10 protein-coding genes are annotated in these 15,889 nt (G+C 64.3%); 3 read left to right on the forward strand and 7 right to left on the reverse strand.

Going from position 1 to position 15,889, the window contains the following annotated elements:
• Positions 1 to 3 precede the first annotated feature (3 nt).
• The 6 genes from AQZ49_RS19970 to AQZ49_RS19995 form a co-directional block, all read right to left on the reverse strand.
• A complete protein-coding gene (locus AQZ49_RS19970; protein WP_067620173.1) occupies positions 4 to 2,319 on the reverse strand; it encodes a TonB-dependent receptor in 2,316 nt (771 codons plus the stop codon).
• 153 nt (positions 2,320 to 2,472) lie between these two features.
• A complete protein-coding gene (locus AQZ49_RS19975; protein WP_231739339.1) occupies positions 2,473 to 3,582 on the reverse strand; it encodes a helix-turn-helix transcriptional regulator in 1,110 nt (369 codons plus the stop codon).
• An 88-nt stretch (positions 3,583 to 3,670) separates the two neighbouring features.
• A complete protein-coding gene (locus AQZ49_RS19980) occupies positions 3,671 to 4,750 on the reverse strand; it encodes an LLM class flavin-dependent oxidoreductase (RefSeq protein ID WP_067620181.1) in 1,080 nt (359 codons plus the stop codon).
• On the reverse strand, positions 4,747 to 5,661 hold the full coding sequence (locus AQZ49_RS19985; protein WP_067620184.1) for an aldo/keto reductase: 915 nt from the start codon (positions 5,659 to 5,661) through the stop codon (positions 4,747 to 4,749). The genes AQZ49_RS19980 and AQZ49_RS19985 overlap by 4 nt, the downstream gene beginning before the upstream one ends.
• Positions 5,658 to 6,671, reverse strand: coding sequence for a LacI family DNA-binding transcriptional regulator (locus tag AQZ49_RS19990; protein ID WP_067620187.1), 1,014 nt, complete (start codon positions 6,669 to 6,671; stop codon positions 5,658 to 5,660). The genes AQZ49_RS19985 and AQZ49_RS19990 overlap by 4 nt, the downstream gene beginning before the upstream one ends.
• A complete protein-coding gene (locus tag AQZ49_RS19995; RefSeq protein WP_067620190.1) occupies positions 6,668 to 8,668 on the reverse strand; it encodes an alpha-glucosidase in 2,001 nt (666 codons plus the stop codon). The genes AQZ49_RS19990 and AQZ49_RS19995 overlap by 4 nt, the downstream gene beginning before the upstream one ends.
• A gap of 412 nt (positions 8,669 to 9,080) precedes the next feature.
• On the opposite strand from AQZ49_RS19995, the gene AQZ49_RS20000 reads away from it, so the two are divergent.
• The gene (locus AQZ49_RS20000) at positions 9,081 to 11,450 is read left to right on the forward strand and encodes a TonB-dependent receptor (protein ID WP_082701938.1); all 2,370 of its coding nucleotides are present in this window, start codon (positions 9,081 to 9,083) and stop codon (positions 11,448 to 11,450) included.
• 57 nt (positions 11,451 to 11,507) lie between these two features.
• Here AQZ49_RS20000 and AQZ49_RS20005 read toward each other — a convergent pair whose 3' ends face one another.
• The gene (locus AQZ49_RS20005; protein WP_067620197.1) at positions 11,508 to 12,689 is read right to left on the reverse strand and encodes an MFS transporter; all 1,182 of its coding nucleotides are present in this window, start codon (positions 12,687 to 12,689) and stop codon (positions 11,508 to 11,510) included.
• A 278-nt stretch (positions 12,690 to 12,967) separates the two neighbouring features.
• On the opposite strand from AQZ49_RS20005, the gene AQZ49_RS20010 reads away from it, so the two are divergent.
• Positions 12,968 to 15,361, forward strand: coding sequence for a hypothetical protein (locus AQZ49_RS20010; protein ID WP_067620200.1), 2,394 nt, complete (start codon positions 12,968 to 12,970; stop codon positions 15,359 to 15,361).
• A gap of 117 nt (positions 15,362 to 15,478) precedes the next feature.
• Complete coding sequence (locus AQZ49_RS20015) at positions 15,479 to 15,850, forward strand: UrcA family protein (protein WP_067620203.1); 372 nt, start codon at positions 15,479 to 15,481, stop codon at positions 15,848 to 15,850.
• Positions 15,851 to 15,889: the final 39 nt, after the last annotated feature.

Here is a 15,889-nt window from a genome sequence, read left to right on the forward strand (position 1 = left end):
GGTTCACTGGCGCAGCAGCAGGGTCAGGCCGACCGTGCGCGGGCGCAACGTGATGTCCTGATAGCTGCCGACCCCCACAACATTGATCGAGCGCGACAGCACCGGGTGGGTGTTGCCCACGTTGTCGACAAACAGCGACAGATCCATCACCCCCTCGCGCCAGCCCAGCCGCGCAGAGGCAAAATGCAGCGCCTGCGTGCGCAGCGCACCGGGGTCATAGGAATTGGTTGCCGGGTCGGTCACCGTGGTGGTCGGCCCGGTGCTCTTGTACTGGTAATCGCCGCGCAGATAGACCGACCCCGGCCCAACCGGGTGCTCGTAGTCGCCGCCCAGAGTTGCCGTCCACGGGTGGGTTTCCAGATGGTCGGCCGTCGTGGCCAGTGCACCACCGGCGATATCCTGGGTAAAGTGCGCGTCGGTATAGCTGACCGTGCCCTCGATCGACAGCCCGCGTGCCGGGCGCACGGTGGCCTGCAAGTCAAACCCTTCGCTGCGCGCCTTGCCCAGATTGTCGGTAAACTGCGCGCCGCAATGCTGCAGATAGATATTCTGCTGGATATTGTTCCAATCGACGCGGAAGGCACTCGCGGCAAATGTCAGCGCTTTGCCAACGCGCCCCTTGGCCCCGGCTTCATAGCTCCACAGACTGTCCGACTTGTAAGTATCGGGCACATTGGCAAAGCCATACCCCGCCAGATCGGCGCCGCATACCGACAGCGGCACGGGGGCATTGGTGCCCCCGATGCGATAGCCCTTGGCCGCGCTGGCATAGAGCAGCAACGAAGGCGATGTTTGCCAGTCGATGCCGAATTTCGGCGTGACCGGGGTTTCCGACACCGACTGCGGCGTCTGCAACTGATAGCCTGAGACCGGCCCCTGAAACAGCGAATTGCCCTCAAACCGGGTATGTGCAACCCGCAGGCCCGCGCTGGCCTTCAATTGCGGGGTCATCGCAAAAGTGCCGTCGGCAAACCCGGCGATCTGTTCATCTGCACCCCGGCCATAACCAGATAGCGAATAGACCCCGTCGACCAGCGGCGTACCGAACACCACTTCGGGCGGGGCGCCGCCGAACATGTCGGCAAAGTTCGGATCGTAGACGTTTTCCGAAAAGTGCTGGACCGATTTCGAATAGAACGCGCCGACCACCCAGGTCAGCCGTGCGTCACGACTGGTCGATTGCAGGCGCATTTCCTCGGTAAAGGTGCGCTGCGAATTGGCCATATAGGCCAGCGAATTGTAATCGGGGGTGACCCACGGCGTACCGTCGAACACGGCGGGCCACAGCGTGGAATAATCGATCTGCGCGCTTTGATCGCGGATATAGTACGAGGTGTTGTTGATCAGTTGCACCGCGCCGAAATCATCGGTGACGTTCAGCGCGGGCAGCAGGAACCGGTCATGATCGGGCGAGCCATTGGGTTGCCCGCTGAGAAACCGGTTCTGCGACGGCGAGGACAGCGATTCCCAGTAATTGCTGCTGTCGTTGATCGTCTTGCGCTGGTAAAACAACGACGGCGTGATTGTCAGCCCGTCGAGCGGCGCCCATTTCAGCGCCACCCGGCCAACCTGGGTGTCGCTGAAATTGACGTTCTTCAACAGGGGCTGGTCGGTCAGATACGGGTTGGCATTCTGCCGGTCGACCCAGCCGCCATCGTGGCGATCCCAGAAGCTGGCGGCAAAGCCCAGCTTGTCCTGAATCAGCGGACCGGTAATCGACACCCCGAACTCGCCCGAGGCGGCGCCGCCCTGGGTTGCCGAAACTTCGCCGCGCGCATAGATGTGCACTGCATCGAGGCTGGGCTGGGTGGTGATGAAGCGCACCGTGCCGCCTTCGGAACCGGCACCGAACAGCGTGCCTTGCGGCCCGCGCAAGACTTCGACGCGTGTCAGATCGAACACGGCGGGAAATTCGTTGGTGGTGGAATAGCCGACCACCCGGCTCTGGATCGGGGTGTCGTCGATATAGACCCCGGTCGTCGCCGCGCCGACGGTCGAACTGACCCCGCGAATGGCGATGTTGGTCTGGTTGCCGAAACCGTTGGGATCGAACTGGATGCCCGGCGTTTCGCGGACCAGATCGCCGATGTCCTTGATCCCGCGCCGATCGAGCGCCTCCTGGCCCAGCGCGGTGATCGACAGCGGCACTTTGTTGAGCGTTTCGGCGCGGCGCGTGGCTGTCACCACGATTTCGCCCGGCGCAGCGGCAGAGGTGTCGGGTGTCGTGCCGGTCTGGTCGGCCTGGGCGGGCGTCGCCAGGCCAAGCGCAAGCGCCAGCCCGCCTGCCGACAGGACCAGCGCGTTGGTATGCTTGATCATGGGTTTCCCTCATCGTTCCCGCTTGTGCGGTTGCTTGCCCGGATCAATCGGTCTTCCCGGGATTCGCCATCGATGCGCCACGGCAGCCGGCCGCGCGTCCCCCAAATGGTATATGCTATAGGAAATAACGAAAAAGATGCGCGTTGCGGCGCGTCAGGCCGGGCGCCCTGCCACCGACAGGCATATCCGCCGTACCAGTTCGGACTGGCGCCCTGCCCCCGTCTTGGCCAGCACGCGCTTAAGATGCAGCCGCGCGGTGCCTTCGGCCACGCCGCGCGCCTCGGCAAAATCGCATACGCTGGCCCCGGCAGCCAGGCTGGCGGCGAGCGCGGCCTCGGTGGTGGTCAGCCCGAACAATTGCGCGATATCCTGCGGATCATAGCGCAAGGCACGGTCTGGCCGGGTGATCGCCAACAGCACCGTGTCGCGATGCAGGGCAAAGCGCCCGGCGACCGCAGACGGTGCCTGGACGCGAAGATGGACAATCGGCAAGTCTCCGCCGCCCAGCGCAACCACCGGGCGGTCAGACCGGCCTTCAACCAGCGCCGCCAGCCGTTCCTGATCGGCACGCAGCGCACAGGCCAGCCGCCCGCGGTGGAGACCCAGCACATCCCCGTTATCGAGCAAGTGGCGCGCGTGGGCATTCAGCCAATGCGTGCGCAGGCCACCATCACAGGCAACCAGCGCGGTCATCATGCCCTCACCCGCCTGTTCGACCAGACGCGTGTGCGCTTCGGCGGCGGCCAGCCGTTCCCACAGCCGCACCACCTGGCCAAAATGCGGCGCCATCGCCTGCAACAGGGTATGTTCGGAGGCCTCCATGTCGCGCGCATCGCCAGGCGCGCGGTGAAAGATCAGGGTGAAATGCCGTTCGGGATCGATCTGCTGGCTGATCCAGAACGCCGGGCCCAGCCCGCACCGGGCCAACCCGTCAAACAAGGCGCGGCGATCCTGCGGCGAATAGTCCACGCTGCGGTGGTCGCTGTCGATCTCCATGTCGCGGGCGGGCCCGATCGGGCGGCGGAAGCGCGGATTGGCCAGGCTGTTGGCCCAGGAATCATGCAGCGCCGCGCGGCTTTGCGACACGCTGTCGCGGCTGCACCACAGCGGCATCAGATCGTTGTGCGTCGCCACCAGATATTGCGCCGCCACGCTTTCGACCCCGAACCGCTGACGCAGCATGTTCATCAGGTCTACCCAGCGCTGATCGCAATCGACCGCACCGTAGAGCATTGCGATCAACTGGTCATCGAGCGTGGCCATGATCCCCCGATCCAGCGCACCGGACGGCGCGCTGGAGGGGACCATACCGCTTTGTCAAATCCGGGCAAATCCTTTGCCGAATACAGGGTCAGATCTGTAACGGGCCGTGCGCGATGTGCGGCAGGACATGGCGCGCGAACAGATCGGCCTCCTGCGCGTGGGGATAGCCCGACAGGATGAAAGCCTCGATCCCTTCTGCCTGATAAGCGCGCAATTTGGCCAGCACCTGATCGGGGGTGCCGACGATCGCCGCGCCACAGCCCGACCGCGCCCGGCCGATACCGGTCCACAGGTTTTCCTCGACAAACCCGTCGCCACCGGCGGCGCCGCGCAATTCGGCCTGCCGTTGCACGCCATAGTTCTTCGCATCGAGCGACTGTTCGCGGATGGCGCGCCCCGTCGCATCGTCGAGTTTCGACAGCAGGCGGTCGGCATAGGCACGCGCCTCGTCCTCGGTTTCGCGCACCACCACATGCACGCGATAGCCGAATTTGAGCGTGCGCCCATGGCGCGCCGCACGCGTGGTCATGTCGGCGATGATCGCGCGCACATTGGGCATCGTGTCGGGCCACATCAGATAGACATCGGCGCCCTGTGCCGCGCATTCGCGCGCATCCTCGCTCAATCCGCCGAAATAGAACGCCGGACAGCGGCCCGAAATCGTCGTCACGCGCGGTGGATCGAGCTTCAGCCGATAGAATTCGCCCTGATGATCGAGCGGATCGCCGTTGAGCAGCGTGCGCACGATCTGCATCACTTCGGTGGCACGGGCATAGCGCGCGGCCGAGGTGATCACTTCGCCCGGCATGTCAGACGAGATCACGTTGACATTCAGCCGCCCGGCCTTGCCCGACGCATCGGGCCCCAGAATGCGGTCGAGCGTGGCGATGCGCCGCGCCAGTTGCGGCGGCCAGTCCTCGCCGATGCGGGTCGCCCACAACAGCTTCATCTGTCGCACTTGCGTGGCCACGGCGGCGGCAAAGGCGGTGGTATCGAGCCCCAGGCTATAGCCCGAGGGCAGCAGGATATTGTCGAACCCGCCCTCTTCGGCGCGCAGCACGATATTGCGACAGTGCTCCCAACTCGATTTCAGGTGGGGATCATGCACGCCGAGAAATTCGTAATCATCGTCGCACAATGCCGAAAACCAGGCAATTTCGCATGTCATGGCAGCTTCTCCCCACGTGCGGCGACCAGCACCGCATACCAATCCTGACGCGACCACTGCACGGTCAACGCGATCGCACCTTCGGCAATGCGCGCCGGATTTTGCGACCCGATGATCGGGATGATCCCTGCCGGATGCGCCATCAGCCAGCTATAGGCCGCGATGCTGCGGCCAATTCCGCGTGGCGCGGCAAAGGCATCGAGCGCAGCGGCAACTGCGATGTCGCGCGCGGTTTCGGGCGCGGCCAGCCGCCCGCCGCCAAGCGGCGACCAGGCGAGCGGTGTCAGCCCCAGCATCATCGCCTGATCCATCTCGCCATTTTCAAGGCAGGCAATGCGCAACGGGCTGATTTCGGGCTGGGTGGTGGCCAGCTTGTGCCCCAGGAAATGGTTGAGCGCGGCGACCTGCGGCATCGTGAAATTCGACACACCCAGCGCGCGGATCTTGCCCGCCGCCACCGCATCGTCGAGCGCGCGCGCCACTTCGTGCGGATGCGCCAGGATATCGGGGCGATGGATCTGCCACAGATCGATGCAATCGACCCCCAGCCGCCGCAAAGAGGCATCGATCGCGTGCGCCAGATAGGCCGCGCTCTGGTCATAGGGCAGTGGCGGCGCAATGCCGCCCTTGGTGGCCAGCACCATGCGATCGCGCAAGGCCGGTTGCGCGCGAAGGACTTCGCCCAGCAATGCCTCGGCATCGCCGAAACCCGACGAACCGTCAAAGCCATAGATATCGGCAGTGTCGAACAGCGTGATTCCGGCATCGAGCGCGGCATGGAGCAGCGCCGCCGCCTCGCGCGCGCTGCGCCCGTGTTCGGCAAAGCGCCACATGCCCCAGGCAATCGGCGATACGGTCAGTGATGATCCGCCCAGCGGACGGGTAACAGGCGGAAGCGGCAACTCACTCATGGGTTCATCCTGGCGGGAGGGGCAACAGAAGCGCGTTCGATCAGCCGGTGCGGCAATCGGCGATGGGTGATATCGCCACCGGCGATCAGGATTTCGGTGGCGGTGCGCGCCAGATCGGCCATCGGCTGATGGATCGTGGTCAGCGCGGGCCAGACCGTGCGGGCCAGCGTGGTGTCGTCAAATCCCGCCACCGACAATTGATCGGGCAGCGACAGACCCCGGTCGTGCGCCACCGCCAGCACGCCGGCGGCCATGTCATCGTTGGCGGCGAACACCGCCGTGGGCGGATGGCGCATATCGAGCAAGGCCGCGCCGGCCGCCATGCCGCTTTCGAAATCGAACGCGCCGGGCATCACCAGTTGCGGTTCGAACGCAATGCCGGCGCGATCGAGCGCGCGGCGATAGCCGAACTGGCGGTCGTCGCTGCCCGGATGGTTGGGATGGCCCTTGATAAAACCGATGCGGCGATGGCCCAGATTGATCAGGTGCGTGGTCATATCGTCGGCGGCCTGCGCATCGTCGATGAATACCGAGGATGTCATCGCATGATTGGTGCCCGGCGATATCCGCACGAAGGGAATATCGAGCGCATCGAGCGCGCGCAGCACGGCGGGACAATCGGTAACGGGCGAGGACAGCACGATGCCATCGACATGGGTTTCGCCCACCAGCCCGCGCACCTGATCACCGACATCGGGATCGGTCACATCGACCGGTTGCGCCAGCAGGCGAATGCCATGCACCTTGCAGCAATCCCAGCAACCCGACTGGATCTGAAACATGTAATAAGGGCTGTGGTTGTCATAGATCAGCGCGATCTGGTTCGATTTCGATCCCGACAGGATGCGCGCGGCCACGCTGGGGCGGAAATCGAGTTCCTGCATCGCGCGTTCGACTTTTTCACGCATCGGCGCGCTGACATAGGGATGGCCGTTGAGCACGCGGCTGACTGTCTTGACCGCAACGCCCGCGCGCGCGGCCACGTCGCGAATATTCGCTCTTTCGCTCATGGTGCCATGATCTCCCGCAATCCCGCAAACAGCGCCGCATAGACGCTGTCGGGGCGATAGAAAACCGGGGGCTGGCCGATCGGCGCGGCAATGGTCACAGTGCCCGGCGCATGGTCCTGCCCAGTCCAGACATGGCGCCAGGGCCGATCACCCGGCAGCACCACGCACCGCGTGGTGCTGCCCGCTTCGATCACCGGCGCGACCAGCAGATCGGCGCCATAGAGATACTGGTCCTGGATCGCGTAAAGTTCGCGATCGGCAGGATAGTGCACAAACAGCGGGCGTTGCACGGGCAACCCGGTCGCCACCGCATCGTCGCACAGATGCCGTACATAGGGCGCCAGATGCGCATGAACCCGGCTCCATGCCGCAAAGCAGGCCAGCAGTTCGGGCGTGCTGTCATATTGCAAGTTGTCATCGGGCCGGTTGCCTTCGTGGCTGCGCATGACCGGGGCAAACGCGGCCAGTTCGCACCAGCGCTGCATCAGTTCCACGCTGCGCACATTGCCGTGCAGCGAGGTATAGCCGCCGCAATCGGAATGGCTGTAGGCATTGCCCACCAGCCCCGCCGAAAGCGCCGCCGTAATCACCGTGCCGATGCCGTCGTGGCGCGTGAAATCAACCGACTGGTCGCCCGCCCACAGCAGCGGGCAGTGGCGCGACACCCCGGAAAATCCGGCCCGCATGAAAAACAGCGCATCACCGGTGCGCCCGCGCGCGGCCAGCGCGGCCGCATTGACCTGTGCCCACAGCACCGGCCACAGATTGTGCGCCGCCATCGCATCGATCCCGCTCGCCAGCCGCACATCGGTGGGCAGATATTCGCCGAAATCGGCCATCCAGCCATCGATGCCGATATCGAGCATTTCACGCCCGAGCACGCGTTCGGCAAACCAGTCGCACGTTTCGGCCCGCGTGAAATCAAGCACACCGCAATCGAATTCGCCGAAATCGACCAGATAGACCGCATCGCTGTCCTGCCGCAGGCACAAGTGCCCACCCGCCTGGGCTTCCCGGTACAAGGCCCCGTCGACGGCCAGATAGGGGTTGGCATAAGCCATGAAGCGGATGCCCCGCGCATGCAGAGCATCAATCCGTGCGGGCAAATCGGGATAGCGCGCCGCGCTGTAGCGCCAGTCCCAGAACAGGCGGCGACCAAAGCTGGTTTCACGCACCCCGGCCCAGTCTTCACACCACAGCGCCGCGACCGACGTGCCTGCATCAACGAAGCGCTCAAGCCGGTCAAAGCTGGCAAAGCCGGCTTTCAGCCCGACAATCGCCCCCCCGATGGCCCAGTCTGGCAAAGCCGGTGGCCGACCGAAATACGATGCCAGCCGGGCAATCAGATGGTGCGGATCATCCTGCGCAAACAGCACAAACCGCGCGCTGCTGGCCCAGATTTCGACACCGTGATGCGCCGGATCGGTGAAATCGAGCACGCTGTAGCAGGTGGTGTCACAATGCACCGCCAGCCAGCGAGAGGTCATAAAGGTCGGCTGCGGGTAATTGGTGTTCCAGTAATCGCCACCGGCCATGCCGGTCTGGTCCATCACTTGCGTCAGCGCGGTCGATTTGTCGCGCCCCACCCCCGGCTCGCTGGTCCACATCGGAAACCGCCGTCCGTTGAGCGCGAAATAGCTCATCTGCTCGCCGCCACCCCACACGTATTCGTGCGGATCGGCGTAAAGCCGGACGTGGATGCGATCATTGGCGGGGTCGCACGCCGTGACCGTCAGGTCGGCATCGGTCCAGGCGATCCGCACCACCGGCACCGTATCGTCGCACAGAACGACAGCATCGCCATCGCGGTGCCAGTCGCGCGGCGTTGTCTGGCCCTGGGGCGCATCCTCGATTCGGAAATTGCCGCGCAGCATCGTCACCGTGGGGTGCCCGCGCGCCACTGTCACCGATGGACAATCGGCGCTGTGACGCAGCACCGTACGTCCCGCCAGGACCAGCGAAAATCCCGTTTGTTCGATTTCGAGGCGCAATTTCATGGCTATCCCACACCCGGCCCATCCATATCCAGGCCGCCGTCGCGGCGCACCTGGAAAAATGCCAAGCCCTTATGACACCGATTGACATATCGAGCACAGATCGGCAAATCAACCGGGAATAGCAGGCCGGAACACGATTCCGCGACATTGCAAACAGTCACGATCGACCGGCGCACCGGTCGGCGGGCAGAGAGGACGAATGGCATGAAATCAGCATCTTTGCGGAATTCGGTCGTGTTTTTGCGCGGCGTGCGTTGGCGTGCGTCGCGCTGAAATCGGCGCCCTGCAACAATCTCTACAAATGTAATTGACATAACATCGGCGTCGTCTACCAGCCACCGCCACAGCGGTGACCTGCACGAACACACCAGTACAGGCGCCACACGCGCCGTGCCTTTCAGGGGAGAATGACATGAGACCGACATATTGTGCCTTGGCCGCGTTGCCACTGGTCGCGCTGATCGCATCGCCGGCGCTGGCCGCCGATGCGCAGCCCACCGCCACGCCCGGCGCCACGACCGACGCCCCGCCCGCCGAAATCATCGTCACCGCACAAAAACGTGCCGAACCGCTGCAAAAAGTGCCCGTCGCGATCACCGTCGTGTCGGGCGATGCGATGACGCGGCTGTCGACCAACAATATCGAGGATACCCAGCGACTGGTCCCCGCGCTGACTTTCGTCAAGGGCGACACCAGCCTCAATTCGGCGCTGTTCCTGCGCGGTCTCGGCACGGTCAGCTTTTCGATCGCCGCCGAACCCAGCGTGACCAGCGTGCTCGACGGCGTGGTGCTGGCACGTGCGGGCGAAAGCTTTGGCGATCTTTACGACCTCGACCGCGTCGAAGTGCTGCGCGGCCCGCAAGGCACGCTGTTCGGCAAGAATGCCTCGGCCGGGGTGATCAACATCGTCACCAAGGAACCCGGCAAGGAACTCGGCGGCTATATGGACGTCGGCGTGTTCGAGGGCGGCGAGTACAAGCTCAAGGCCAATCTGAGCGGCCCGATTGGTGACAACTGGCGCGCCGGAGTCACCGGATTTTATAGCGATTACAAAGGCAACATCTGGGACGAAACGACCCACAGCAAGATCAACGGCTATCAGCACTATGGTGTGCGCGGCCAGTTGATCGGCGATGTTACGCCCAACCTGCACGTCAAGCTGATTGCCGATTACCGCAAGGCCGACGACCAGTGCTGCGCCTTTGTGATCGGCGCGCTCAATCCCACGCCCTCGGCGAGCCAGGCGGCCTTGCAAAGCATCCTGCCCCCGGCCTTGGGCGGCGATACGCGCCAAAGCATCCAGAGCATGCCCAACCGCACCGAGGAAGAAACCTATGGCGCGTCGTTGCAGGCCGATCTGGCGCTGGGCACGCACACGCTGACCTCGATCACCGCATGGCGCAAATGGAACAACGAGGAAGTGCGCGATGGCGACTGGGTCGACCAGCTCTATCTCGGCAACCCGCTGATCCATGATATCGGCCCCGAACGGTCACACACATTTACCCAGGAACTGCGCCTGACATCGCCGACCGGCGGCTTTGTCGATTACGTCGTCGGCGCGTTCTATTATCAGGCGGTGGCCGAACGGACTTATACCCGCAACGATACCTATTGCCTGGCCACGACCGCAGCCAGGCAGGCCAATGGCCTGATCCCCTGCCCCGCCGACCTTTCGACGATCGTCAACGCGGTCGGGGTGGGCGTGTTCGGATCGACCTTCGACAACGTTGCCGCCTATGGCCAGGCGACCTGGCACTTTGCGCCGACGTTCCGGTTGGTGACCGGCCTGCGCTATACCCACGACAAAGTCACCGCCTATGACACGCGCACCGATGCCTTGAACGGCGTGAGCGGCCCGGCCGGGATTGCGGGCAATTTCGACGCCAATGTGGCGGCGGGCGGCACCTTCAACGGCACGCCGTGGACGGGTGAAACCAGCGCAAACAACGTTTCGGGCAAGGCCGCGCTGGAATATGATCTGGCGCCGCACCACATGTTCTATGCCAGCTATTCGCGCGGGTACAAAGGCCCGGCGTTCAACGTGTTCTTCAACATGACCGCTGCCAACACCGCCCCGATTTCGGCGGAAACCTCCAACGCGTTCGAAGCCGGGTTAAAAAACAGCTTTGCCAATGGCCGGTTGATCTTCAACATCGACGGGTTCTACACCAAGGTCTACAACTATCAGGCCAATTACCCCACCACCGTCAACGGCACGGTGACCACCACGATCATCAATGCGGGCAATGTTTCGACCCGCGGCGGCGAGCTTGAACTGCTGTTCCGTCCCAACCGTCACCTGACGATCAACGGCGGCTACAGCTATACCGACGCGCGCGTGGACCAGTTCCTCGAACCGCCGGCCGCACAGGCGATCAACTATATCGCGTCGGGTACCCCGCTGGCCTTTGCGCCCAAGAACAAGGGCAATCTGGGCGCGACATATACGCAGGAACCCACGGGCCTGCCCTTTGCGCTCGAATTCAACGCTTTGGCCGCCTATACCGACAAGCAGGTGTCGACACTGGCCCCGACCAACACGGCGGCGCAGGAACTGGCGTTCCAGGAACAGATCCTCAAGGCCTATACCCAGGTCGATATCAGCCTGGCCGCCGTCGACCTTGCCAAGCACTATCGTCTGGCAGTCGTGGTCAAGAACCTGTTCAACGACCACTATGCCTCGACCATCGGCACCGGCGGCCCGGGTGGTTCGTATCTCTATCAGATCCCCCGCGATTCCGACCGTTATTGGGGGGTCACGCTGCACTACAATTTCTGATCACGCGCGAGCAGGGTCACGACGGCGGGGCCGGTGCACAGCACCGGCCCCGTTTTGTTATTGGGTGGGTGTCAGACGCGGCATGGCCAGACTGATCCATCCCAGCGCAATCAGATACGCCACCCCGCAAAAGGCAAACATCGGCGCATAGCCAAACCCGTGCCCCAGCGACCAACCGGCCAGTTCGATCACCGCCATGCCCGCCAGATTGCCCGCCACCGCGCCCAGCGCGATCACGCTGGCCATATGCTGGGTCGGCACGATATCGGCGGCCATGCCGAAAATGCTGGTCGAAAATCCCTGGTGCGCAAACAGCCCCAGCCCGATCAGCAACGCCGCCAGCCAAACGCTGTGCACCAGCAGCGCCATCGGCATTGCCAGAACCACCAGCGCGAACAGCAGCATCGACCGCTTGCGCGCACGATCGGCATCCATGCCGCGCCTGATCAGCCAGGGGTAAAGCGATCCCGCCGTCAGCGCCCCGGTCGCCGCCAGCGCAAAAGTCAGTGCGATCGGTCGGCCCAGCTCGGCCTGGTTCATCGCGAACACCCGATGGAAATAGTCGGGCATCCAGAACAGCACGAACCACCACACCCCGTCGGTCCAGAATTTCGCCCCGATCACCGCCCAGGTGCTGTGTTCGCGCAACATCGCGCGCCATTCGACCGGCGCGCGTTCGGCCAGCGCACCCACCGGTTCCAGCCCACGCGTGCCCCACCACCACGCCGCCAGCCACACCAGCCCCAACCCGCCCGTCACCACAAATGCCGCCTGCCAGCCGAACGCCACGGCAAACGGCGGGATGATCAGCGGGGTGATGATCGCACCGATATTGGGCGCGGTGTTGATCACGCCCAGTGCCTGGTTACGCTGTTTCGGCGTCAGATAGAGTGTCGCCGCCTTGACCCCGGCGGGTGTGCTGACCGTCTCGCCAATCCCCAGCACGATCCGCGCGGCGACGAATTGCTGCACATTGGCGGCGACCGCATGGGCCATGCCCGCCAGGCTCCACACCAAGACCGCCAGGCCATAGCCCAGCCGTACGCCCAGCCGATCGATGAACCAGCCCACGAAAACCAGCGCGCTGGCCGCGGCAAACTGGAACGCCGCGCCAAGATGCGCAAAGTCGCCGTCGGACCAGTGGAACGTGGCCTGCAAGGTCGGTTTCAGCAACGCGACGACCTGCCGGTCGACATAGTTGAGCGCATTGCCCGCAAACAGCAGCGCGATCAGCGCCATGGCCAATTTGGGCGAGACAGGTGTCCTGGCTCTGGTCACGATATCGCGTCTCCCGGCATGATTTGCGATGCATCCTAGCGAATGTACGGCACAAGCAAAGCAACTTATGACACCGTGAGCCATACGCCGCTGTCGGCGGCACTGCGCAGCGTTCCCTAGTCCATGGGTGAACCCGGATTAACCATCCGCGGGCTAGACCTTCCACAGCGCGAAACCATGCCACGGGGGCCACACGTGAAACAGACCGATCGAACCCGATCCCGGCGACAGGCGGCGCGATGAGCGCGCCGGTTCCCGCAGGCGCATTTGTCACCGGCGCCGACGACAGTTGCCTGCCGCACGAATTGCCGTTCGTGCTCGATCGCTACGCCGGGCTCAAGATTCTCAGCCTCGACTGTTTTGACACGCTGCTGTGGCGCGATTGCCATCTGCCGCAGGATCTGTTTGCCGCCCTGCCCGGTGTCACCGCCTGGCAACGCGCCACCGGCGAAGGGCGCGCGCGCGCGATTGCCCACGCGACGCGCGGCGCAAAAGACGTACCGATCGAGGCGATCTATGCCGAAGTGATGCCGCGTGCCGACCGCCGTACGCGCTTGGCCGCGATCGACGCCGAACTGGCCACCGAGGCGCGCCATTGCCACGCCTTTGCCCCCACCGTGGCGCTGATGCACGAGGCGCGGCGGCGCGGGTTGAAGGTGATCATCGTCTCCGACACTTACCTCGATCAGCGGCAATTGCTGCACCTGATCGCCCAGGCGGCGGGCGATGACGTGGCCGCGCTGATCGACCAGGTGTTCTGTTCGTCGCGCTTTGCCAGGCCAAAGGGCGACGGGCTCTACGGCGAAGTGCTGGCGCGGGTAAAGGCCCACGCCGACCAGATCCTGCACATCGGCGACAACCACCATGCCGATGTGCTGGGGGTGCGCCCGTTCGGGGTGCACACGCTCCATCTCAAACAGTTCACGCCCGAGGCGGCTGAGCAATTGCGGCTGGAAAGCACGGTTGCCGGGATGTTGCAGGGCGATGCACCCGAGCGGCTGGCCCGCCCGCAACCGCATCGCGCCGCGCTGGCCCTGGGTGTGCCGCAACAGCCTGATCCGGCACACCGGTTGGGCTATGGCGTGTTGGGGCCGCTGTTCTGCGGGTTCGATGCGTGGTTGCACAAAGAAGCAGAGGCGCTCGCGAGCAGCGGTGGACGCGTGCACTGGCTGTTCATGCTGCGCGATGGCCATCTGCCGTTGCGCGTGCATCAAGCTCGGGGCGACAGCGGGCACGCGGTCGAGATCAGCCGGATGACCGCGACCTTTGCCGCGCTGAACAGCGATGTCGCATTTTCACGCTTTCTTGCCGAACAGGCCACCACCCCTGCGCCCACCCTGGGCCGGATGCTGCGGCTGGACCAGACCACGCTCAATCGTATCTGCCAGGGCCGTGATCCGGTGGCCGCGCGCCGCGCACTGGGCAAATGGTGCGACGATCCCGGCAATCGCCGCGCCATCCTGGCTGATGCCCGCGCACTGGCCGACCGTATGGTCGGGCATGTGCGCAACGCGATCGATCCCCGCCCCGGCGACACACTGATGCTGATCGACCTTGGCTATAACGGTTCGGTGCAGAACCAGGCCGGGCCGCTGCTGGCGCGCGCGCTCGATGTGCATGTCGCCGGGCGCTATCTGCTGCTGCGCGAAACCGAACTGTCGGGCCTCGACAAGCGCGGCTGGTTCGATCCGCGCCATTTCGACCCCACCGCACTGGCGACCATGATCGGCAATGTCGCGGTGCTCGAACAATTGGCGACCACCGCAATCGGATCGGTAATCGATTATACCCCCGACGGCACGCCGATCCGCGCCGCCAACGCCATCAAGGACAACCAGAGCGCGGTGCGCGATGCGGTTCAGGCCGGGTGCGTCGAATTTGCCCGGCAAGTGGCGGGCGCCACCATCCGGCGTGCCCTGCCCGATGATCATGACCGGCTGTGGCGCGAGGCGTGCGCAGCGGGGCTGACCCGGCTGATGTTCCTGCCACTGCCGCACGAGATCGCGACGATCGCCGCATTCGAACACGACGTGAACCTTGGCACCGACGAAACGATCGACTTGTTCGATACGGCGGCGGCGCGGCGTGGCCTGCGCCAAAAGGGGTTGTTCTACCAGAAAAGCACGCGGCGCATGTTTGTACCTGCCGAACTGGCCGACGCGGGCATGCCGTTGCGGCTGGCCAACTTTGCCGCGACGCGGTTTTCCGCGCCGCTGACATTCGCGGATTCGGTCAGCGGGGGCACTGCCGTGCCGGTGATCCTGGTCAAGCCGCAGGGCGAAGTGCCGGGTTTGTGCCCCGCACGCCCGACCCATGACGGGTTTTTTGCGCTGTGCATTCCCCTGGGCGCAGACCGCTATCCAGTGGTGGTGCAAATCGGCGCGGTGGCCCGCCATGTCGAGATCGAGACGATCCTGGCGGTGCCGACCTGCGACTATATCCAGACCCGCAACGGCGCCGACCCGCGCGAGGTGCCGGTCAAGCCGGTGCTGGACGGCATCGTCGAATTTGCACCCGGGCTGTGGCACTGCCGGTCGAACTATGCCTTTGCCATGCTGAACCCTCCGGCGATGGAAGGGATTGCCGATCTGTTGCTGGTGATGGTGTTCCGCCCGATCGGTCAGCCGGAATGACAAAATAAAATACAAAAAAGTGGCGGCGTGATGGCCGTCACGCGTAAGCCGGATCGCCCCGGCGTAATCATCTCCTTGTCAGGCAAGAAGCCTGAACGAAAATTCAGGAGATGACCCATGACCAAGACTTTCTCGATCGTTCGCACTGCCGCTGCCACCCTGATCGCGTCGAGCCTGTTTGTGCTGGCCCCCGTCGCCCAGGCCGCCGAAGCGGATCAGGCCCCGCAAGCCGAACTCAACATCGCCGCCACCGATTTCACCTCGCAAAAGGCGGTCGACCACCTGATTGCCCGGTTGCACCGCGTCGCACTCGATATCTGCGCCCCCAATCTCGATCCCAAGGTCGGGCTGAACGATGACGAGCGCGCTTGCCTCAACAAGGCGCTGAAGAGCGGCCTCGCCCAGATCGACAGCAAGCGCGAAGAAGCCATGCGCGAAACCTCGGTCCATGTCGCCACCGCACTGCCGGTCGAAACCCCGGTGCATTGAGCTACCGCATGACCCGAAGCGACCCTGGCTGTCTTGTCC

Origin of the sequence: Novosphingobium sp. FSW06-99, from assembly GCF_001519065.1 — a bacterium.
In the GTDB taxonomy this organism is placed as follows: domain Bacteria; phylum Pseudomonadota; class Alphaproteobacteria; order Sphingomonadales; family Sphingomonadaceae; genus Novosphingobium.